The organism is Microbispora oryzae (assembly GCF_017896165.1).
Classification (GTDB): Bacteria; Actinomycetota; Actinomycetes; order Streptosporangiales; family Streptosporangiaceae; genus Microbispora; species Microbispora oryzae.
Window position 1 is genome coordinate 23,895 of record NZ_JAFCNB010000002.1, and the last position, 19,092, is coordinate 42,986.

Sequence of the window (19,092 nt, forward strand, 5' to 3'; positions counted from 1 at the left end):
CGCAGAAAGGGAGCCAGCATGCATGCCGTCGTCGTCCCCGCTTATGGTGACTCCTCCGTACTGGAGTACCGGGAGTTGCCCGATCCCGAGCCCGGCCCCGGCGAGGTGCTGGTCGACGTGGCGGCGAGCGGGGTGAACTTCATCGACGTCTACCACCGCATGGGCCGCTACCCGCGGCCGCTCCCTCTCATCCCGGGCGAGGAGGCCGCGGGCACGGTCACGGCCGTCGGCCCCGGCGTCGCCGACGTGGTCCCGGGCGACCGGGTCGCCTGGGCGCAGTGGACCGGTTCGTACGCGACCAAGGCCGTGGTGCCCGCGGACAAGGTCATCCGGCTGCCCGAAGGGCTGGCGCCCGACCTCGCCGCGGCGGTGATGCTCCAAGGCCTCACCGCCCATTACCTCACGCACTCGACCTACGCCGTACGGCCGGGCGACGACGTGCTCGTGCACGCGGCGGCGGGCGGCATGGGGCTGCTGCTGACGCAGATCCTGAAGATGCGCGGCGCCCGGGTGATCGGCACCGTCTCCACGCCGGAGAAGGAGAAGCTGGCCCGGCAGGCGGGCGCCGACGAGGTGCTCGGCTACGACGGCTTCGCCGAGGGAGTGAAGCGGATCACCGGTTCCGGGGTCCACGTCGTCTACGACGGCGTGGGCGCGGCCACCTTCGAGGGCTCCCTCGCCTCGCTGCGCCCCCGCGGCATGCTGGCGCTCTACGGCGCGGCGAGCGGTCCCGTGCCGCCGTTCGACCCGCAGCGGCTCAACCCGGCGGGGTCGCTCTTCCTCACCCGGCCCACGCTCGGCCACTACATCGCCACCCGGGAGGAACTGGTGTCCCGGGCCGACGACGTGCTCGGCTGGGTCGCCTCGGGAGCGCTCAAGGTGCTCGTCTCCGAGCGCTACCCGCTCGCCGAGGCCGGCCGGGCGCACGACGACCTGGAGGGACGGCGGACCACCGGGAAGCTCCTGCTGATCCCGTGACGGGTTCCTGAAGGGCCTCATGGGAGGGCGCCCGGGCTCAGGGCAGCGGCCGCTCCGGCCACTCCAGCAGCCGGGCGCCCAGCACGGCGGTCTCCAGGGTGAACCGCTGGGTGGAGTCGGCCGGGGAGAAGCCGGTGAGCCTGCGGATCCGCTCCAGCCGGTAGGTGATCGCCCTCGTGCTGACGCCCAGCCGGCGGGCCGCGGCCGTGTGGTTGCCCTGCGAGGCGAAGACCGCCTCCAGGGTGTCCAGCAGCGGCCCGGCCCCGCCGCGCGCGGCGGTGAGCGGCCCGAGGACGGTGGAGACGAGGTCGGTGATCGCGCCCCGGTCGCGGAGCAGCACGGGGAAGACGAGCAGGTCGGCCGCCCGGAGCACCTGGGCCCGCAGCCCCAGGCGGTCGCCCAGTTCGATGGCGTTCGCGGCCTCGCGGAGCGACGTGACGATGCCGCCAGGCCCGGGGTGCGCCCGGCCGACGCCCGCCCGCCACGAGGTCAGGCACGACCGCACCCGGTGGAGGAACTCGCCCCCGGCCGCCGTGAGCGACGCGGGAGAGACGCAGACCAGCATCCCGTCGTTGACGGCGACCAGGATGTTGTGCGAGCCGAACCGGCCGACGAGGGCCCGCTCGACCGTCCCGATCACCGGGTCGGTCCCGGCGAGCGGCTCCTCGGCCCTGACCACGGTCACGACGTACGCCTCCGCCAGGCGCAGCCCGAAGTGCTCGGCCCGCTCGGCGTCCGCCCGGCCCCGCAGCAGGTCGTCGACGAACAGGCGGCGGGCCGCGTCCTCCCGGACGACTGCGGCGCGCTGCGCCTCCTCGTATCCCTCGGCGAAGGCCGCGACGCTCCGCCGCACGGCGCCGAACGCGCCGCCCGCGGTGATCTCGGCGGCGTGCAGGCAGGCGTCGGCGAGCACGTGGAGCGGGACGCCGCGCTCGGCGGCGAGGGCGCCGCTCTCCCGCAGCCCGTCGATGTCCGCCCGGCCGGGCAGCCGCCCGGTCGCGGCGCAGGCCGCCAGCACGGAGAGGTACCCGCCGAGAAGATCGGCGGGCACCCCGGTCGCCCCGCTCACCCGAGCGAGAACGCTGTCCATCACACCCCTACGTCACGCCGCTCGAAGGCGAACACCGCCGTCGCCAGCAGCACGGCCGTCGCGCCCAGCAGGACAAGGTAGTCCCCGGCCGGCCAGCCCTGGTAGAGGGGGCGGCCGTCAAGGTAGTAGTGGAACGGCGACAGCCAGCGCAGCCACGCGATCGCGTCGACGTTCCTGCCCAGGGTCTCCACGACGTATCCGGCGACGCCCCACACGCCCACCACGGCGAGCGCCGCCTGCCCGCGCCCGAAGGCCGCCCCCACGCAGAGCGCGAGCGTCCCGAAGAACAGGACGAGCAGGAACAGTCCGGTGTGCGCGGCGAGGATCCGGCCGAACGGCACGCCCATCCCGGCGAGGCCGCCCGCGACGGCGACCACGCACAGGGTGACGAGCGCCACCGCCAGCAGGCCGAGCAGCATGGCCGCCCAGCGGTCGAGGACCAGCCGTCTGCGGTCGATCGGCAGCGTCAGCGTGAGCTCCAGCGTCCTGGCCTCCTCGGGACGGGCCACGGCCCGGTTTCCGAGGATCGCGGCGCACATGACGAACAGCAGCGGGCCGAGGAGCTGGTAGGCGATCGCCTGAAGGAAGCCCGCGCCGCTCGCGATGTCGGCCATGCCGCCCATCAGGTCCCTGAGCGCGCCCGGATACTTCGCCACCGCCGTCTCGGTGAAGACCTCCGGGTTGTCCTTCATGCTCGACCAGATCGAGATGTACATCGTGAGGAACGCCGACAGCCCGACGGTCCAGCCGACGAGGGCGCGGCCGTACTCCCCCAGGGTCTTACGCACCAGCGCGGGCATGGGCGGCCTCCTCCTCGCTGTAGTAGGTCAGGAAGATCTCTTCCAGGTCGGGCTCCGCGCTGACCATGTGGACCACGGTGAACCGGGCCGCGGCCTTGATCAGCGCGTCCGGACGGCCGTCGACCGTGCAGCGCAGCGAGGCGCCCTCGACGGTCAGGTCCCGGATGCCGGGCAGGCCCTCGAACGCCTCACGCGGGACCGGCGCGTCGAAGTGGAGCTCCACCCTGCGTACGGCCCGCTCGCGCAGCGCCGCGACGTCCTCGACGGCGACCATGCGGCCGGACCGCACGATGCCGACGCGGTCCGCGACGTGCTCGACCTCGGCCAGCACGTGCGACGACATGAGCACGGTGTGACCGGAGGCGCGGGCCTCCCGGACCATCGAGAGGAACTCCTGCTGCACCAGGGGGTCGAGACCGGTCGTCGGCTCGTCGAGGATGAGCAGCTCAGGCTCGTGCATGAACGCCTGGATCAGCCCGACCTTCTGTTTGTTGCCCTTGGAGAGCCGTCCCATCGGGACGGACAGGTCGGCGTCGAGCCGTTCGGCCAGCTCGTCGATCCGCCCGCGGTTGACCCCGCCCCTGACGTCGGCGACGAAGTCGAGATAGGCGCGGGCCCGCACCCTGCCCTCCAGGGCGAGCTCCCCCGGGAGGTACCCGATCCGCGCCCGGATCCGGGCGTCGCGGGTGCCGGCGCCGAGCACCGTCGCCCGGCCCGACGTCGGCCTGATCACATCGAGGAGCAGCCGGATCGTCGTCGTCTTGCCCGCGCCGTTGGGGCCGAGGTAGCCGAAGACCTCGCCCGGCCTGATGGCGAGCGCGAGATCGTCGAGGGCCAGTTTAGGACCGTAGAACTTGGTGAGTCCCTCGGTCTCCACCACTGCTGTCATGGCGCAATGGTGATGGGCCCGGGGTCCGCACGGACATACCCGGACCCGAACAGTTGCCGGGCGGTTCGCTTCCCGGTCCCGGCAGCGTCAGCCCGATCCTCAGGACCGCCGCGACGCGCGCACGAGCACCGTGACGACCGACAGTGCGACGACGGCGCTGAAGACGAACGCGACACCCAGAAGGACCATGACTGCAGTCATGACCCCATCATGCCTCCCGGGGGCCGGCGCCGGGAGCCCATCTTCGCCGCGACGGTGGCCGACAGGGCGACGGCCGCCAGCGACACCACCCGGGCCAGTCGTACCGACCTGCGGATGTCCCGGATCCTCGGCCGCGGGCCGTCGCCCAGCTCGGGCCGGTGCTCGACCCGGCCGCCGTAGTCGTTGGCGCCGCCGAGCCGTACGCCGAGGGCTCCGGCGAAGGCGGCCTCGCACCGGCCGGAGTTGGGGCTGGGATGCCGGTGTCCGTCCCGGAGCACCACGGCCGCCGCCACGCGGGGCGAGCCGCCCGCCGTGCCCGCGAAGGCGACGGTCAGCAGGGCAGTCAGCCGGGCGGGCACGAGATTCGCCAGGTCGTCGAGCCGCGCCGAGGCCCAGCCGAACCTCTCGTAGCGCGGCGACCGATGCCCCACCATCGCGTCGAGCGTGTTCACCACGCGGTAGCCGAGCAGGCCGGGAAGGCCGAGCACGGCTCCCCACACGAGCGGGCCGACGACGGCGTCCGAGGTGTTCTCGGCGATCGACTCGACCGTTCCCCTGGCCAGTTCGGCGGAGTCGAGGCCGGAGGGGTCCCGGCCGCACAGGTGCGGCAGCCGTTCGCGGGCCGCCTCGATGTCGCCCGCTTCGAGCGACGCCGCCATGGCCGCGCCCTCACGGGCCAGGGTGGTGCCGCCGAGCACGGCCCAAGTGGCGGCGGCGGTGACGGCCACACGGGCGAGCGGACGGGTGCGCGTCAACCGGTCGGCCGCCACGCCGACGGCCCCCGCCCCGCAGACGCAGGCGGCGGTGAAGAGCGCCCCCGTCACCCGTGAGTCCCGATATATCCGCTTTTCTAAGGCGCTGGCGGCGGCGCCGAAGGCCGCCACCGGATGGCCCCGCCTGGGGTCGCCCACCACCGCGTCGACCGCCGCCCCGACCAGCACGCCGGCCGCGGTCGCCCTGTCCATGATCCGCACCACGCCCGCATTCTTCCGCAGGGCTCACATGAGGTGGGCGCGCAGGTCGTCCTCGTTCGCGTCCAGCCAGGCGGCGGCCCTTCGTATGCGGGCGCCCGCGCCGTCCGCCCACCTGCGGGCCCACCCCGGCTCCGCCCCGCGTGCACGGTCGCGCATGACGAGGTAGGACCGGCCGAGCCTGATCCTCGACGCGTCGACGACCCGGAGCCGCTCGCGGGCCGTCAGCCCGTAGGCGTCGCAGAAGATCCGCATCCGCGCGCCCGCGTCCAGCGTGCGCTGCACCGGCTCCCGGTCGACCGGGTCGGCCAGCGGCGCCCAGTGCCGCAACGTCGTGACCACGTCGAACAGGCGCGTCGTCGGCCTCGCCATGGCGAAGTCGATCAGCGCGTACGGCAGGAGCGGGTTTCCGGGCGACGGCGAGGGCCGGAAGACCACGTTCTCCGGGGTCACGTCACAGTGGCCAACCAGCTCAGGCTCGTCGTCGAGACTCGACCCGCGTTCCCACACCGCGCCGGGCAGCGGCGCGAACGACGCGGCGGCCTCGTGGAGCTCGCGCAGCAGCCGGGCCAGCGCGACCAGCGCTGCCTCACTCATCGCGTACGCCGGGAGGGGCCGCCCCGGCACCTCGCCCTCGACGTACGTGAGCACCTGCCGGCCGAGCTCGTCGACGCCCAGCGCCCGGGGAGCGCCGGGAAAACCGGCGGACTCCAGATGACGCAGCAGCGCGCTCACCGACCCGGACGACGGCCGCCCCGGCCGCCGCACCGTCCCGGCGACCCGTACGACCGGCGCGTCCGGCTCACCACCCAGGGCGATCTCGGGCGAGGCGAAGCGCGTCGACATGGCCACGCAGCCTATCCCGGCAAGCCGCCGGAACCGGACCGATTCGCCGGATACGCCGCCGCGAAGTCGCCGAGCACGCACGCGGCCACACCGGTTCGCCGAGATGCCGGTGCAGGCCGCGGGACCTCAGCGCGACGTCTCCTGCCCAGCGCGGGGTCCTAGGATGATCGCATGCGAATCGGAGCCCTCGGCGCTGCCCGCATCACACCGAACGCCCTGGTGAAACCGGCTCGCCTGGTGCCCGGCGTGGAAGTCACCGCCGTGGCGGCACGCGACCGCGGCCGGGCCGCCGCGTTCGCCGCCAAGCACAGGATCCCCCGGGTGCTCGATTCGTACGAAGCGCTGGTGACCGATCCCGCCGTCGACGCCGTCTACAACCCGCTGCCGAACGCGCTGCACACGGAATGGACCCTGCGCGCCCTCGAAGCCGGCAAGCACGTCCTGTGCGAGAAACCGCTCACCTCGAACGCCGAGGAGGCCCGGCGGGTGGCGGAGGCCGCCGACAAGGCGGGGCTCGTCGTCATGGAGGCGTTCCACTACCGGTATCACCCGCTGGCGGAGCGGATGCGGGCCATCGTCGGACAGATCGGCGAGGTGCGCCGGATCGAGACCGCGATGTGCTTCCCGCTGCCCCGTTTCTCCGACATCCGCTACGACCTCGCGCTGTCGGGTGGCGCCCTCATGGACGCCGGCTGTTACGCCGTCCACTGCGCCCGCCTGCTCGGCGGCGGCGAACCCGAGGTGACGTCGGCCCGCGCCCTGCTCCGCTCCCCCGGCGTCGACCGGGCCATGACGGCCGAGCTGGCGTTCCCCTCCGGCGCGACCGGCCGCGTACACGCGTCGCTGTGGTCGTCGTCCCTGCTCAGACTGTCCGCCCGGGTGACCGGCTCGCGGGGCGAGATGCGGGTGACCAACTTCGCGCTGCCGCAGCTCTTCCACCGGCTGTCGTACACGGTGGACGGTGTCACACGGCGGGAGAAAGTCCCCGGCGACGCCACCTACACCTGCCAACTGCGCGCCTTCGAGACAGCCGTACGCACCGGCGACGGCAACCTCACCCCACCGGCCGACGCGATCGCCAACATGACCGTGATCGACCAGATCTACCGAGCCGCCGGACTGGCCCCCAGAGCGACGGTGTAGCCCGTGGCCACAGCACCCCGAGCAATCGAGAAGGGCTCGGGGCGTGGGTTGATCTATCCTGTCTACGTGGGCCGAATCCGATGCTGTTCGCCAGGTGTGAGGCATGTGGTACGGTCCCGAAAGTCCAGGCCCCACGGCCTGGACGGGCGCCCTTAGCTCAGCTGGATAGAGCATCGGACTTCTAATCCGACGGTCGGGGGTTCGAATCCCTCAGGGCGCGCTCCCCCATCCAGCCCACTTGCCGTGTGAGCTGGGCCTTCTCATGATCGGGCTCTCGCCGAGGATGCAGCCGGACGCCACGAGGTGCAGCCCCAGGCGGCCACTCCCGGAATATATCCGGAATGATCTTGGCCCCGTTTCCGCAGGTCGCCGGGCGGATTCCGCCAACTTCCGGAACGATTCCGAGCCTCCCGGAACACGCCGAAGGGCCTCGGCGTGGACCGAGACCCTTCGTCGACACGTGCTCGTGTCGCCTCATCCGGCGAGAGCTTCCAGGATCCGCTGGTTGGCGACGTCGCGTTGACCGTCGATGCACTTGGCGTACACCCTGAGCATCACGTCTATGCCATGGCCGGCCCGCTCTGCAGCTTCCGGTGCGTGGACTCCCGCGTTCAGCCACAGCGAGACGGCCGCGTGGCGCAGGTCGTACGGCCGGGCAGCGAGAGGAGAGGCTACCTGCTCGGGCGTGAAGGCGTAGCTCCGTGCCTCTTTCCAGACCTTCGAGTAGGCCGAGCCGGAGATGAGGCCCCCCGTCCTCGTACGGAAGAGCCGTCCGTCGTTACCGACGCCGTGCCGCTCGATGTGCTCGCGGAGGATGGCGACCAGTTCGGGCGGGATCGGTACCTGCCGCGTGTCCTTCTCGCTGCGGTGCTTGAGCCCGCGATCGTCGTGGGTCTTGCCCGAGTCGGTGAAGCGCTTGTTGCTCTGCGGCTTGGTCTTCTCCAGGGTGAGCAGGCCCCAGCCGGATTCGGGCAGGTGACAGTCCTTCTCACGCAGCCCAGCCGCCTCAGCCGGTCGCAGGCCGCCGAAGTACATGCAGGCGAACATCGCGGCTAGCATCGGCCCCCGCGTCCGGCCGCAGTAGGTCACGGCCGTCAGCAGCTCGCGCGCCTGGGCGGGATTCACCACCGCGCGCCGATCGATCTCATCCGTCGACTTGGGACGGCGTAGCTTCACCCGGTCGAGTGGATTTGCCGAAAGCTCTTCCAGCTCTACGGCGTAGTCCAAGGCGTGATGGAACACGGCCCGCTTGCGCCGGTAGGTCGAGGCCGCCGCCGCGGAGCCGTCGAGGAGGAGCGCGAGCGCCTCCAGGGCCGCCCGTGCATGCTTGGCGTCCTCCAAGGCAGTGAGAGGCAACGAAGCCGCTTCCAGCCAGCGCAGTGCGCCTGCGATCTCAGGCGTAGGAGCCGGACGACGGTCAGCCGGCACGAACGCGAACTCTCGGAGAGCGCGCCGCAAGGTTTCGTCATCGGGTCGGCCCGGCCGGTCGCTGGTGAGCACGGGCGTGACGTTGGACAGCGCGTCTGTCATGCCCTCCCGACTCTTGGCCGCGGAGTGAGGCCAGCGGGTCTCGACGTAGGCGACGGCGAAGGCGAACCACGTGCGAGCGTTCTTCGCCTTGACCATGGATTCGGGGAGCCCGGTCTCAAGGTCGAAAGCTTCCCCGCGCTTGGCGGCCTGCCGCAGGTCCGACAGATAGCTCTCGGCCAGGCCCTTCGTTCGGAACGTCGAGGACTTCTCGCGGGTGTCCACTGTCCACCGCACGGTGTGCGAAACGACCCGCTTCGGCTTCCCCGGCCCCTGGGAGGTCTTGTTCGCGCGGATCTCCCAGAACTTCACGTTGTAGGTCGGGTTCACGCCGCCTCCCGGAGGCTTTCCAACCAGGCGGCGAACTCGCTGCGGTAGATACGGATCTCGCCGTTGGGGAGCTTGAAGCCCTGGGGTGCCTTGCCGATCTCGCGCCACCGATAAAAGGTGCGGACGGACACGCCGAGTTCGTCGAGGATCTCGGGGACCGTCATCAGCTTGTCGTCCTTTCTCATGCCGCCCTCCCTTCAATTGCCGAAAGAACTCGTCCGTCCGCCTCGGCTTGGAGCCGGTCGAGGTGGTTGCGCCAGCGCTGGCGTTCGTGGACCGACCGCAGGAGCCGAACGCCGATGGGGGCCAGGTCGGGATCACCGGGCTTGACCGGTCGCCAGACGTAGCGGTGGGGATCGACCGGCGCGTCTTCGACGCCGAGCGCTTCCAGGACCCAGGTACGCCGGTCCTGCTTGTGCTCGGTCAGGGTCTTGTTGGACCACTTCCTTGAGACCAGGACCCGGCGGCCTGCGTAGCCAAGGTGGTCGGGCTTGTGCGCCTTGCCCCTGCACCGGCCCGGAACCATGCCCGGCTTGGCGCCCTTCGGCTGCACCCCGTACCGCAGCCAGTTCGGACACGTCGGCGCGCACGGCTCGAACCGCAGCGCGTCGAGCAGCCGTTCGGCGTGTGCTTTGCGGCGTGGGTCGTCGGTGCCGAGGGCGTCGCCGAGGGACTTGGTCAGGTACTTCGAGAGGTACTGAATGAGCTGGTCGGCGTCCGGCGTTCCGGCGAGCACGCCCTTGATGTCGGCCTGGTCGCCGAAGCGGAGGACGTGCAGGGGTTCCGCCTCGTCGTCCTGGTCGAGCTTGTCGAGGGCCTGTTCCCAAGTCGGCAGCACTTCCCCGGTTTCGGGGTCGAGGTAGCCGGCCCCGTCCTCCCAGACCGGCAGGTGGTCCCCCTCGAACCGGACCGTGTCCGTGGAGGGCCACCACACCTGGTGGTACGTCGCGGCGATGATCTGCCGCAGCTCCGCGCGCGGGAGCGTGCCGCGGATCGCCATATGCAGATGCGGCGCAAGCCGCTTCTGAGGCTCGACGGTGGCGAAGTACTGCACGTCATATCCCGCCACACGGCGGAGGTTCTGCACGAAGCGGTCCACGAGCTTGGAGAAGTGCAGCGCATCCCGGGCCGCCCGCGCATAGTCGTACCGGTCCGGGTCGAGGGGCGCGCCCTCCAGCACCCGCCCGTAGGAGGGCAGGGTGAGGGTCACGAACATCGACGGCCGGTAGACCTTGCCGTCCGACCCGGTGAAGGTCCGCCCGAGCGTGGTCTTGATCATCTGCCGCTTGGGCAGATCCGGGGCGTCCTGCCGCCGCTTGGTCGAGCGCGACCGCTTGCCGGAAGTCCGGCCGAGGACGTTGCCGCGCATCCCGGCGGCGTTGATCTCCTCGTCCAGGTCCACGATCGCGGCGTCCAGGTCGGTGGTGTCGCCGCCGGTCTTTTCGACCTCGTCCCGCCAGGTTTGGGCGTCGGCTCGCAGCTCGACGAGGTGACGCTGATACTCGTCGGCGTTGTCGGGGAGGTTGACCGGTTCGTGGTCGAGGTGCCAGCCCTCCCGGCACTGCGCCCGACGCAACTGGCGATTCCGCTTGGCGCACGGCGGGCACTTGCTCTCCAGCGTCGCCCCGCAGGGGACGTCGATGACCTCAACCTGTCCGGTGAGGATGTCCTGCCGCCGCAGCGGCACCGGGCGAATGCACACGCCGTACTGCTTGGCGATCTCCTCGACGACGCCCCGGGCCAGCGGCATCGCCATGCGGACGGCGCGAGGGGTGGCCCTGTCATTGGCGGCTGTCACTGGTCACCGCCGGAGGGCTCGACGATCACGATTGCCTTCTCGCCGCACTCGCGGCACTCGATTACGCCCCGGACGGGGTAAAGCCACAGCGCGTTGCGGGTGCCGCAGGCCGCGCAGGTGAGCTCGTCGAGAAGGTGGGAGATCTCAACCACGGGCATGCGCCCCCGCCCTGCCGGTCGAGAAGATGGCAACCATGGTGCGAATGTCCTCATCGGAGACGTAGGCCGCGCGCACGCGGATCGGATCGGGCGAGGTTTCGAGCCGGACGTAGCCGACGCCCGCGCCGAGTTCGGGAACCGGTGAGATGTGGTCAGCGAGCGCGCCCCGGTCGCGTGCGCCGTCGCCGAGGACCATGTCCACCTGTTCGGACTCGTCGAGACGGAGGGCGATCTTGTCGGGGAACAGGTTGCGGATGTTCATGACCTCCTTGCGCGGGTCCTGGAGTGCGGCCATGACGCCGACGCCGACCGCCCGGCCTTGGGTCGTGAGCGTGGCCAGGGCCGCTTTGGTTCGCTCCCGGAGGCCTTTGTCGGACTGGTAGGCGGTCAGGAAGGCGACCTCGTCGACGACAACCAGGACGAAGGGGTCTGCCACGGTAGGTGTGTGGGAGCGCTGGTTGCCGCCGAACCGGTCGGCGCGCTCCTGCATCACCGCCACGGCCGCCTCAAGCAGGTCGGCGCACTCGGCAGGGGTCGCCGCGTAGCGGGGGCCGAACAGCGCCCGGCCGAAGGACAGCTCCATCCGCTTGGGATCGAGCGCCCAGACCTGCACCAGGCCCGCCCGCATCGCGGGAAGCAGGCCGCGGATGGCGCTCCACAGGTAGGAGCCTTTACCCGCGCCGGTCGCGCCCGCGATCAGCACATGCGTGCCGTGGACCTTGAGCCGATACGGTGTGCCGTCCTCGCACCGGCCGATCTCGACCGCCCCCACCGAGGCAACCTCTGGGATGGGAACGGCCGGCAACGGCTCGGCGAGGGGGTCATGCCGGGGCAGGGTCAGCACGAGGCGACCAGCGCGCGCGATCGACACCCGGCAACTTCGGGCGCCGAAGCCGTGCGCGAGGTGGTCGGCCCGGTCGGTCCAGTCCTTGACCGCCTGCCCGTTCAGCATCTTCACGGTGACCAGGTCGGCCCAGGAGGTACACCGCACCTTGACCAGGCGGGGCAGGTAGTCCCGGCCGCGCAGGTGACGCCCGAGACCGGAGACGATCATCACCGGTTGCCAGTGCCGCCGGTACACCCACACCAGGCGCCACCACGCGAGCAGCGGCCAGCCGACCACGCGCAGGAACGAATCCCGCTCCAGCAGCACCCACGACAGCCCGAGTGCGGGCAGGAAACCGGCCAGGACCACGGCCATGCGCCAGCCGTAGGTCAGGGTGACCACGACGGGGGCCAGGGCGGCGGTGCAGGCAATTGGGTGCCGCCAGAGCGTCCGGATCAGCCCGCGTAGCAGGCGGGCCAGCCAGATCACGATGGTGACGATCGCGGGGGTTTGCATGACGGCCGGGCGGAAGACGACGGCCGTGTCCGGGGTAGTGGAGACGAGGTTACGTGCCTCGTCTCCGGGCAGTCTTCTCAGCATTAGGCTGGAGTCCTCTCAAGCATTGGCGTGCGTGGGAGATCCGAGGGGCCGCCGGAAGTTCCCGCTTCCAGCGGCCCCGCTTGCATGTCAGGCCGCCGAGCCGCCGACCGGAAGGGCGAGCTGATCGGAGTCGGCCGGCTGCTGCTCGACCAGGCGCTCACACTCGGCGAGGTAGCGCGAGGCGGCCTGGACGATCTGCCGGGCGATCTCGACATCCCTGGGGGTGACCGGCCCGGCCGCCGTAGTCGAGACGGTCACGTCCACGCTCGGGCTGGTGATGGCGAAGTAGGGCCGCCCGGAGTCGAGCACCGAGGCCCCGGCCCGCAGCTCAGGCGAGTAGAACGAGATGCCGACGTTGGCGGGATTGCCGGGGCTGAGCGACAGCGTGACGTAGGTGTAGGGGTCGCGGAGCATCAGGCCGCCACCTCCTTACCGGCCTTGGCCGAGGCCGCCGAGGTCCCGGAGGTGGCCGAGGAGCGGGGAGCGTGCATGCCCCTCGCCCGCAGCGAGTAGGCCAGGCGTCCGGTGGTCTGGTGGACGTACGGCGTGACCGTCATCCCCTCGAACTCGACCGGCGTGATGGGCAGGCCGGGCGTGGAGGTCGGCGGGACCGGCTGCACCGGGGAGATGATCTTCACCGCGACCGTCTTCTGAGCGAGCTTGGCGGCCGGGTCGGCGTCCATGACGGCGACCTGCCAGACCAGTTCCCCGGTGGTCTTGTCCTTGGCGAACACCGTGCGCCCGCCGGTCGAGGCGGTGAAGTCCTTGACCTGCTCCACCTCCCCCACCAGGTAGCAGCCGTGCGGGAAGACGTGCTCGAAGGCGATCGGGATAGGTCCTGCAATTGCCATGTGCGTGATTCCTTCGCTCGGGACGAGTAGCTCAAGCGCTCGTCCACTTGTCCGATTGAGTTCTACTGTAAGTCTTGCCCACTCGTCCGCACAAGTCACCGAGCGAGACGAGCGGGGTAAGACTTAGCTCACCTGGTAGACATCCTCAAGCTCGTGCAGGTCACCGGGCAGGGCCACGCTCAGCACCAGGAGCACGCTCCCCGCCGGGTCATGCACGGTCGCCAGCACGCCGAGAACGGGGGACGAGGAGCCGAGGAGTTCGGCTTCCTCCTTGGTCGGCTTCCGTGCGGTCAGGCGTTCGGTGACGTGGTCGATCCGCAGATGCTTGACCGCCTGGAGGTGCTGACGGACGCCATGCCGCAGCGGAGCGGGCTTGTCCAGGTCGGTGCCGAGGGCGATCTCCAACGGGAACCACAGCGTCTCGGCAGCCGAGACCCGGTCGCCCTGCCGAATGACGCGGTGACGGGCGATCACGGGGGTTCGCTCGTCGACGCCCATCAGCTTGGCGACGTGCCGGGGGGCCGGCACTCGGGCAACACTGACGATGTTCTCGGCGTTCTCGGGATGCTCGGCGGTCGACAGGCCGGGCCGTACCCGCTCGGCCGGGCTTTCCGGGCGGCCCTTCACGAACGAGCCGCGGCCGTGCTCGCGCTCGATCCAGCCTTGCATGGCAAGGGTCTGAAGCGCCCGCACAACGGTGGTGCGGCCGACGCCGAACTCCCGGACGAGTTGCGTCTCCGAGGGCAGCATGTCGCCGGGCGCATATTCCCCGTCCCGGATACGCTGCTGAATCGCCGTCATCACCTGGGCGTACTTCGGCGGGGCGAAGTCCATGCTCATGTTAAGCGCCCAATCACTTTTCCACTTGTCTGCATAAGCACAGTAGCGGCTGAGCGAATGCCTGTCAGGACCTCAGCCACCACCGGGAAGGCTATTGAGCCCGCCCGGACAGCAGCGCCAGCCACACCGCCCGCGCCTCAGCCTCCCGCCAGGCGTGCGTCTGCGCTACCTCCGGCTTCAACTGGTCCCCCTTGAACCGGCGGATGTAGGCCAGGCCGCCAGCCGCGCACAGCTCATACCAGGTGTTGCGGTGCTCGTGGCAGGTCCAGGCGAGCACCCGCGACCAGGCGAACTGTCCCGGCTTGTGCCAGGCGAGCGGCTTGGCCCCGTTCTGCAGTGGCGGGAGATGTGGGGATGGGCACAGCCCGCCCCATGCCGGGGTGCGGTTGCTCACCGGTCGGTCCGTTCGAACCGGACCTGTCCGGCCGCATCGAGCGTCGCGCGGAAGATGATCCGGCGGGACCAGTCGTCCGGCACGGTGCCGAAGTCGTAGACCCGGTGTGTGATCCTCCCCCACGGTTGCCGGGCCGGGTCCATCCGGCGCAGCGCCATACGTAGCTCGTCCATCGAGGCGGCCTGCTGAGCACTGGTCCCGCACGGTCCGAGTTCGTCGGTCCCGTTGCCCGTGAGGAAGACTTCCCACTCGAACATCTCCACGGGCACCTGGCCGCCGTCGCAGTACAGGCAGTCCTCTCGTGACGAGGTCGCCAGTCCCAGCGACACGGCCGCCACCTGTCCGCGTCGGGTGACGATCTTCCAGCCGCGACCGTCGCACGCGGTGCACTTAACTGGTGTGGTCATGCCGGAAAGAATGGATCGCAGACGAATCCAGTCCTATTCCCACGGGATATATCACCGGGAGATATAGAGTTCTCAGCACGAGCCATGCACCACCAGCCTGGGCGAACGACCGGAGGCCGGAATGCACGGGAACGCTTTCGAGCCGATCCAGCTACCCGAATGGGTATGGGACCGTGACGAAATCAGGGAAACGCTCAAGAACCGTAACGTAGCGGGTCTGTTCAACCTTGCTGTCAAGTACGCAGGCGCCAGCCAGGTCCGCCTCAGCGCCGCCACCGGCATCGCCCAGGGCCGGATCAGTCAGCTCATGCGCGGTCAGCGCCAGGTCACCGACCTTGAGGTCTACGAGCGCATCGCCGCCGGCCTCGGTCTACCCGACCACGCCCGCATGCTGCTCGGCCTCGCCCCACTCGACATCGCCTCACCCACCGGCAACCGCGGCGACGAGCACCAGGAGCAGACCGAGGAACTCACCGCCCGCATCGAGGCCGCCACCGCCATCGACTCCACGATGGTGATGATCCTCAGTACCGACACCAATAACTTGCGCCTGCTCGATCGCCGACTTGGCAGCGCGGCCATCGCCGACAAAATGCGCGCCCAAATTACCCAGATAGAGCGCGCCCACCATCACGCTATACGACCCGGCATACGGACGAAATTGGCGCACGTGCTCTCCGAAACCGCGGCTCTCGCCGGATGGCAGGCCATCGACATCTGTGCACTGAAAGACGCCTGGGACTACCACGAGCATGCGAAAGCCGCAGCACGCGAAGCCGAAGACCCGGCTCTGCTCGCCTACGCCTGCGGCCAGCAGGCATACGTTCTCGTTGATCTTGGAAGGCCGGCAGAGGCCACCGAACTACTTCAGTACACCCGGGCCTCGTACGATCGCCGCGTCCCCGGCCATCTGCGCACGTGGCTTGCTGCTGCCGAAGCAGAGGCCGCCGCCATTCTCGGAGATGAGGCGACCTGCCGGACCGCTCTCGACCAGGCCGCCGCACTGCTCCCCGGAGGGGACGCCGATCCGAGCCTGCCGTACGTCTCACTCAATCGACACCACCTCGCACGGTGGCGCGGCAACTGCCTCGTCCGGTTCGGCGATCCGGAGACCGTCGAGGACCTACGGTCGGCTCTCGCAGGCATGGACGGCACCTATAACCGGGCCGAGGCCGGATTGCGCTGCGACCTTGCTCACGCACTGTTGGCGATGGGTGAACTGGACGCCGCGCAACCCCACCTCTACCGAGCCGAGCAACTCGCCACGATGATCGGCTCTCGCCGACATGCGCGCCGTATCAAGGAACTGACCCGGGCCGCTACCCGCGCGACCCATTGAGCCGCTCCCGCGCGTACAGCAGCCCGATCAACACGCCGGAATTCCACACGTCCCCACGGGCGATCATGTCCGGGATCTCCTTCATCGGGATCCACTCCAGCCGATCGGCCTCCACTTCGCCGACCGGCTCACCGACAAGTTCAGCGCCACGCCCGAGGAAAACGAGGTGCTCGGAGTCCACCATGCCGACCATGGGCTGAAAGGTGATTAGGTGCTCGATCTCCTTGGGCCGGTAACCGGTCTCCTCTTCTACCTCGCGAACAGCGGTGTCCTTCGGGTCTTCACCGACCTCCACCAGGCCCCCGGGCAGTTCCCAGCCCCACCGGTCGAAGAGGAAGCGGTGGCGCCACATCATCAGCACGCGTTGTTCGTCGTCTACCAGCACCGTCATGGCCGCCCGGCCCAGATGCACCGCGTGATGCTCGAACCGCTCCCCATCAGGGATCTCGACGTCCACCAGGCCCAGCCGGATCCACTCATTGTCGTAGATCAGCCGCTCCCCGTGCACGACCCACCGCGACCGCTCTTCGTTGGTAGTCACGTAGCGAAGTTACCGGCCGAATCCATCGGCGTACATGGAGGAAGCCAGACCAGGTCGAACATCCCTCGTACCGCCATGAGATCTGTCCTGCTCAGTCAGGCCGTTTACCTTCCCCGCGCATCTTCACGGCGTACGGCATTCACGGAAGCCTCTGCCACCCAGGACACCAGCAACCTCGTCAAGGGCCGGGCGCATGACGGCGAGACATTAGTACCCAAACACGCAGTTCATCCCCAAATGAGCAGGATATCCAAGTAGGCATTTTGCCGCATTCGTACATCTGTCGCCCGTTTTCGCACGCAAAGCACAATAGAAAAGTCCCTAGGTGGTCCGCGCGCACGTTCGGCCCTAAGGGATAATCTCCGCTTTACCCATAATCCATAGGACGACGTACAGACGGAGGGACTGGCCCAAGGTGTCGACACTGAGCAATCTGCTGCGCCAGGTCGAGCAGAAGGACCCACAGTTGGCGGCCGACCTCGCCCACGAGGTCAAGGCACTCCGTGCGCGGCGTAGCTTTGGCCTGAACTTCGAGCGCCACACCCCGGAAACCGTTGAGCTTCCTGGCCGGCCTGTCCGCAAGGGTGACAAAGTTCGCTTCCTAGCCGAACGCGGCGCATCGCCGAAGAGCGTCGACCACCGCCTCTGGCGCGTCGCCTCTATCACCCGCAGTGACAGTGGACGTGTCGCCAGCCTTGTCAGGCAGGACAAACCGGACTCCGCGCATGAGACCGCCACCCGGGCGGTAGATGACCTCGTGGTCGTGGCGGAGTTCGGCGATCCGATCTATCCCGGTCTCGTCTCGACTGGAAAAGTCGAACATGGCGGAGAAAAGCCATTCCACACTGTCATCAACGCTGAGAATTTCCACGCCCTTCAGGCGTTGCTCTATACGCATGAGGGAAAGGTTGATGCGATCTACATCGACCCGCCATACAACACGGGTGCGCGGGATTGGAAGTACAACAATGACTACGTCGACAGCGATGACATCTACCGCCACTCCAAGTGGCTAGCCTTTATGGAACGTCGCCTGAAACTCGCCAGGCGGCTATTGAAGCCCGAAGACTCGGTGCTGATCGTCACAATCGACGAGAAGGAGTACCTACGGCTGGGTCTGCTGCTGGAGCAGACGTTTCCCGAGGCTCGAATCCAGATGGTTAGCAGCGTTATCAATCCAAAGGGCGCAACGCGGTCCACGGCGTTCGGGCGAACCGATGAGTACATCTACTTTGTGATGTTTGGGAGGGCGGCGCCACGCGCGCTTCCGCTAGGGAATGAGTGGAAGGTTGTGCGTGATTCTCGTGCTGAGAGGCTTCGTTGGGCGGAGCTTCTTCGCTCTGGAACCAATGCCAGGAGGGAAGACCGCCCCAAACTCTTCTATCCGATCTTTCTCCGCAACACGGAAGACGGCCCAATCTTCGATTCGGTCGGCGAAAGTTACCTTGGCGCAGACAGGGATAGCGTCATTCCGCCTCAAGGCTGTGTCGCCGTGTGGCCCATTCGCTCGGACGGGTCTGAGGGCAACTGGCAGATCAGCGCAAGTGCGCTTGTCGAACTAATTGGACAGGGGTACGTGAAGACGGGCGCCTGGAGGGAGGGGCGTACCACGATCTCGTACTTGAAGCGGGGAGAACAGCAGAAGGTTGAAGAGGGACTGTTCCCAGTCTTGGGCAGGCGGCCAGACAACTCCATTATTGTCGACTCGTCTGAGTATACGCCCATCTTCATCCCTGGAACTCAATGGAGGGTCGCGTCCCATGAAGCGGGCGGCCCCGGAGGGACCGGTCTTCTGCGCTCCCTCACGCCTAGCCGGCGATTCCCGTTTCCAAAAAGTCTCTACGCAGTAGAGGACACGCTCCGTTTCTTCGTCGCGGACAGACCCAACGCGCTCATCGTCGACTTCTTTTCTGGGTCAGGAACCACTGCCCACGCAGTGATGCGCCTCAACAAACAGGACGGTGGAAGGCGATGGTCGATTTCCATAACCAACAATGAGGTATCCGTCGACGAGCAAGGGGCTCTTCGCGAGCAAGACCTACGGCCCGGAGACCCCGAGTGGGAAGCGATGGGGGTCTGTGACCACATCACCAAGCCTCGCCTCGAGGCAGCAGTAACTGGTAAGACCCCCGAAGGTGATCCCATCAAGGGAGCCTACAAGTTTGTCGACGAGTTCCCCATGACCGACGGGTTCGAGGAGAACGTTGAGTTCTTCACCATGACCTACGAGGCCCCTCGCTTAGTGGCGCATAATCGGGCTTTTGAGGCGGTTGCTCCACTGCTGTGGCTCAGGGCTGGTTCACAGGGGCGTCGTATCGAGAAGGTGACCGACGATTTCGACGTCGCGGACACCTACGGCGTTCTGTTCGACTTGGACGCGTCACACGAGTTCCTTGAAGCGTTAGGGAAGGCTGAGCGCGTTCGGATTGCATTCATCGTGACCGACGACGACCGCAGTTACCAGATGGTTTGCTCGGAACTTCCGGCTCACGCGGAGCCGGTGCGGTTATATGAGTCGTACCTTACGAACTTCACCATAAACACGGGCAGGGAGTGACGGGCG

General features: G+C 68.7%; 20 protein-coding genes and 1 tRNA gene. 5 read left to right on the forward strand and 16 right to left on the reverse strand.

Annotation, left to right across the window (positions count from 1 at the left end; genetic code table 11):
* Positions 1-18: 18 nt before the first annotated feature.
* Positions 19-978 (forward strand): quinone oxidoreductase family protein, encoded by a 960-nt coding sequence (locus JOL79_RS03670; RefSeq protein WP_210154225.1) that lies wholly within the window; start codon positions 19-21, stop codon positions 976-978.
* Positions 979-1,015: 37 nt separating this feature from the next.
* Here the strand turns inward: JOL79_RS03670 and JOL79_RS03675 are convergent, their stop codons facing one another.
* From JOL79_RS03675 to JOL79_RS03695, 5 genes are all read right to left on the reverse strand, one after another.
* Entirely contained in the window at positions 1,016-2,068 is a 1,053-nt protein-coding gene (locus JOL79_RS03675; protein WP_210154226.1) for a PucR family transcriptional regulator, read from the reverse strand.
* On the reverse strand, positions 2,068-2,868 hold the full coding sequence (locus JOL79_RS03680) for an ABC transporter permease subunit (protein ID WP_210154227.1): 801 nt from the start codon (positions 2,866-2,868) through the stop codon (positions 2,068-2,070). Before JOL79_RS03680 ends, JOL79_RS03675 begins: the two co-directional genes overlap by 1 nt.
* Positions 2,849-3,757 (reverse strand): ABC transporter ATP-binding protein, encoded by a 909-nt coding sequence (locus tag JOL79_RS03685; protein WP_210154228.1) that lies wholly within the window; start codon positions 3,755-3,757, stop codon positions 2,849-2,851. Before JOL79_RS03685 ends, JOL79_RS03680 begins: the two co-directional genes overlap by 20 nt.
* 197 nt (positions 3,758-3,954) lie before the next feature.
* A complete protein-coding gene (locus tag JOL79_RS03690) occupies positions 3,955-4,923 on the reverse strand; it encodes a cobalamin biosynthesis protein (RefSeq protein WP_210154229.1) in 969 nt (322 codons plus the stop codon).
* 33 nt (positions 4,924-4,956) lie between these two features.
* A complete protein-coding gene (locus JOL79_RS03695; RefSeq protein ID WP_210154230.1) occupies positions 4,957-5,775 on the reverse strand; it encodes a phosphotransferase in 819 nt (272 codons plus the stop codon).
* A gap of 171 nt (positions 5,776-5,946) precedes the next feature.
* On the opposite strand from JOL79_RS03695, the gene JOL79_RS03700 reads away from it, so the two are divergent.
* Positions 5,947-6,918: a Gfo/Idh/MocA family protein gene (locus JOL79_RS03700; RefSeq protein ID WP_210154231.1), complete on the forward strand. Its 972-nt coding sequence runs from the start codon at positions 5,947-5,949 to the stop codon at positions 6,916-6,918.
* Positions 6,919-7,064: 146 nt separating this feature from the next.
* A tRNA-Arg gene (locus JOL79_RS03705) sits at positions 7,065-7,138 on the forward strand.
* A 254-nt stretch (positions 7,139-7,392) separates the two neighbouring features.
* Here the strand turns inward: JOL79_RS03705 and JOL79_RS03710 are convergent.
* The 10 genes from JOL79_RS03710 to JOL79_RS03755 form a co-directional block, all read right to left on the reverse strand.
* Positions 7,393-8,775, reverse strand: coding sequence for a tyrosine-type recombinase/integrase (locus tag JOL79_RS03710; protein ID WP_210154232.1), 1,383 nt, complete (start codon positions 8,773-8,775; stop codon positions 7,393-7,395).
* Entirely contained in the window at positions 8,772-8,960 is a 189-nt protein-coding gene (locus tag JOL79_RS03715) for a helix-turn-helix transcriptional regulator (RefSeq protein WP_076435042.1), read from the reverse strand. The genes JOL79_RS03710 and JOL79_RS03715 overlap by 4 nt, the downstream gene beginning before the upstream one ends.
* The gene (locus JOL79_RS03720; protein WP_230984260.1) at positions 8,957-10,531 is read right to left on the reverse strand and encodes a replication initiator; all 1,575 of its coding nucleotides are present in this window, start codon (positions 10,529-10,531) and stop codon (positions 8,957-8,959) included. The genes JOL79_RS03715 and JOL79_RS03720 overlap by 4 nt, the downstream gene beginning before the upstream one ends.
* Positions 10,532-10,569: 38 nt before the next feature.
* Positions 10,570-10,731 (reverse strand): hypothetical protein, encoded by a 162-nt coding sequence (locus tag JOL79_RS03725; protein WP_169987517.1) that lies wholly within the window; start codon positions 10,729-10,731, stop codon positions 10,570-10,572.
* Entirely contained in the window at positions 10,718-12,157 is a 1,440-nt protein-coding gene (locus JOL79_RS03730; protein ID WP_210154234.1) for an FtsK/SpoIIIE domain-containing protein, read from the reverse strand. The genes JOL79_RS03725 and JOL79_RS03730 overlap by 14 nt, the downstream gene beginning before the upstream one ends.
* A gap of 87 nt (positions 12,158-12,244) precedes the next feature.
* Positions 12,245-12,571 (reverse strand): 4a-hydroxytetrahydrobiopterin dehydratase family protein, encoded by a 327-nt coding sequence (locus tag JOL79_RS03735; protein ID WP_210154235.1) that lies wholly within the window; start codon positions 12,569-12,571, stop codon positions 12,245-12,247.
* Positions 12,571-13,008 carry a plasmid replication, integration and excision activator gene (locus tag JOL79_RS03740; protein WP_210154236.1) on the reverse strand — a complete coding sequence of 146 codons (438 nt, stop codon included), beginning with the start codon at positions 13,006-13,008 and terminating at the stop codon, positions 12,571-12,573. The genes JOL79_RS03735 and JOL79_RS03740 overlap by 1 nt, the downstream gene beginning before the upstream one ends.
* 123 nt (positions 13,009-13,131) lie before the next feature.
* Positions 13,132-13,848 carry a GntR family transcriptional regulator gene (locus JOL79_RS03745; protein WP_210154237.1) on the reverse strand — a complete coding sequence of 239 codons (717 nt, stop codon included), beginning with the start codon at positions 13,846-13,848 and terminating at the stop codon, positions 13,132-13,134.
* 91 nt (positions 13,849-13,939) lie between these two features.
* A complete protein-coding gene (locus JOL79_RS03750; protein ID WP_210154238.1) occupies positions 13,940-14,242 on the reverse strand; it encodes a hypothetical protein in 303 nt (100 codons plus the stop codon).
* Positions 14,239-14,649 (reverse strand): hypothetical protein, encoded by a 411-nt coding sequence (locus JOL79_RS03755; RefSeq protein WP_230984204.1) that lies wholly within the window; start codon positions 14,647-14,649, stop codon positions 14,239-14,241. Before JOL79_RS03755 ends, JOL79_RS03750 begins: the two co-directional genes overlap by 4 nt.
* 121 nt (positions 14,650-14,770) lie before the next feature.
* Here JOL79_RS03755 and JOL79_RS03760 point away from each other — a divergent pair, with 121 nt between their 5' ends.
* Positions 14,771-15,988: an NsdA family TPR-like regulatory protein gene (locus tag JOL79_RS03760; RefSeq protein WP_210154239.1), complete on the forward strand. Its 1,218-nt coding sequence runs from the start codon at positions 14,771-14,773 to the stop codon at positions 15,986-15,988.
* On the opposite strand, the gene JOL79_RS03765 is transcribed toward JOL79_RS03760, so the two are convergent.
* Positions 15,969-16,529, reverse strand: coding sequence for an NUDIX hydrolase (locus tag JOL79_RS03765; protein ID WP_210154240.1), 561 nt, complete (start codon positions 16,527-16,529; stop codon positions 15,969-15,971). The two genes, JOL79_RS03760 and JOL79_RS03765, sit on opposite strands and share 20 nt — an antisense overlap.
* A gap of 415 nt (positions 16,530-16,944) precedes the next feature.
* Here JOL79_RS03765 and JOL79_RS03770 point away from each other — a divergent pair, with 415 nt between their 5' ends.
* Positions 16,945-19,086 carry a DNA methyltransferase gene (locus JOL79_RS03770; protein WP_210154241.1) on the forward strand — a complete coding sequence of 714 codons (2,142 nt, stop codon included), beginning with the start codon at positions 16,945-16,947 and terminating at the stop codon, positions 19,084-19,086.
* Positions 19,087-19,092 lie beyond the last annotated feature (6 nt).

Excerpts from the sequence above, each read along its gene's own strand:
- JOL79_RS03690 (WP_210154229.1), bottom strand. The coding sequence starts at position 4,923 with ATGGACAGGGCGACCGCGGCCGGCGTGCTGGTCGGGGCGGCGGTCGAC.
- JOL79_RS03720 (WP_230984260.1), bottom strand. The coding sequence starts at position 10,531 with ATGGCGATGCCGCTGGCCCGGGGCGTCGTCGAGGAGATCGCCAAGCAG.
- JOL79_RS03675 (WP_210154226.1), bottom strand. The coding sequence starts at position 2,068 with ATGGACAGCGTTCTCGCTCGGGTGAGCGGGGCGACCGGGGTGCCCGCC.
- JOL79_RS03670 (WP_210154225.1), top strand. The coding sequence starts at position 19 with ATGCATGCCGTCGTCGTCCCCGCTTATGGTGACTCCTCCGTACTGGAG.
- JOL79_RS03695 (WP_210154230.1), bottom strand. The coding sequence starts at position 5,775 with ATGTCGACGCGCTTCGCCTCGCCCGAGATCGCCCTGGGTGGTGAGCCG.
- JOL79_RS03760 (WP_210154239.1), top strand. The coding sequence starts at position 14,771 with ATGCACGGGAACGCTTTCGAGCCGATCCAGCTACCCGAATGGGTATGG.
- JOL79_RS03685 (WP_210154228.1), bottom strand. The coding sequence starts at position 3,757 with ATGACAGCAGTGGTGGAGACCGAGGGACTCACCAAGTTCTACGGTCCT.
- JOL79_RS03700 (WP_210154231.1), top strand. The coding sequence starts at position 5,947 with ATGCGAATCGGAGCCCTCGGCGCTGCCCGCATCACACCGAACGCCCTG.
- JOL79_RS03725 (WP_169987517.1), bottom strand. The coding sequence starts at position 10,731 with ATGCCCGTGGTTGAGATCTCCCACCTTCTCGACGAGCTCACCTGCGCG.
- JOL79_RS03740 (WP_210154236.1), bottom strand. The coding sequence starts at position 13,008 with ATGGCAATTGCAGGACCTATCCCGATCGCCTTCGAGCACGTCTTCCCG.
- JOL79_RS03680 (WP_210154227.1), bottom strand. The coding sequence starts at position 2,868 with ATGCCCGCGCTGGTGCGTAAGACCCTGGGGGAGTACGGCCGCGCCCTC.
- JOL79_RS03730 (WP_210154234.1), bottom strand. The coding sequence starts at position 12,157 with ATGCTGAGAAGACTGCCCGGAGACGAGGCACGTAACCTCGTCTCCACT.
- JOL79_RS03715 (WP_076435042.1), bottom strand. The coding sequence starts at position 8,960 with ATGAGAAAGGACGACAAGCTGATGACGGTCCCCGAGATCCTCGACGAA.
- JOL79_RS03745 (WP_210154237.1), bottom strand. The coding sequence starts at position 13,848 with ATGAGCATGGACTTCGCCCCGCCGAAGTACGCCCAGGTGATGACGGCG.
- JOL79_RS03735 (WP_210154235.1), bottom strand. The coding sequence starts at position 12,571 with ATGCTCCGCGACCCCTACACCTACGTCACGCTGTCGCTCAGCCCCGGC.
- JOL79_RS03755 (WP_230984204.1), bottom strand. The coding sequence starts at position 14,649 with ATGACCACACCAGTTAAGTGCACCGCGTGCGACGGTCGCGGCTGGAAG.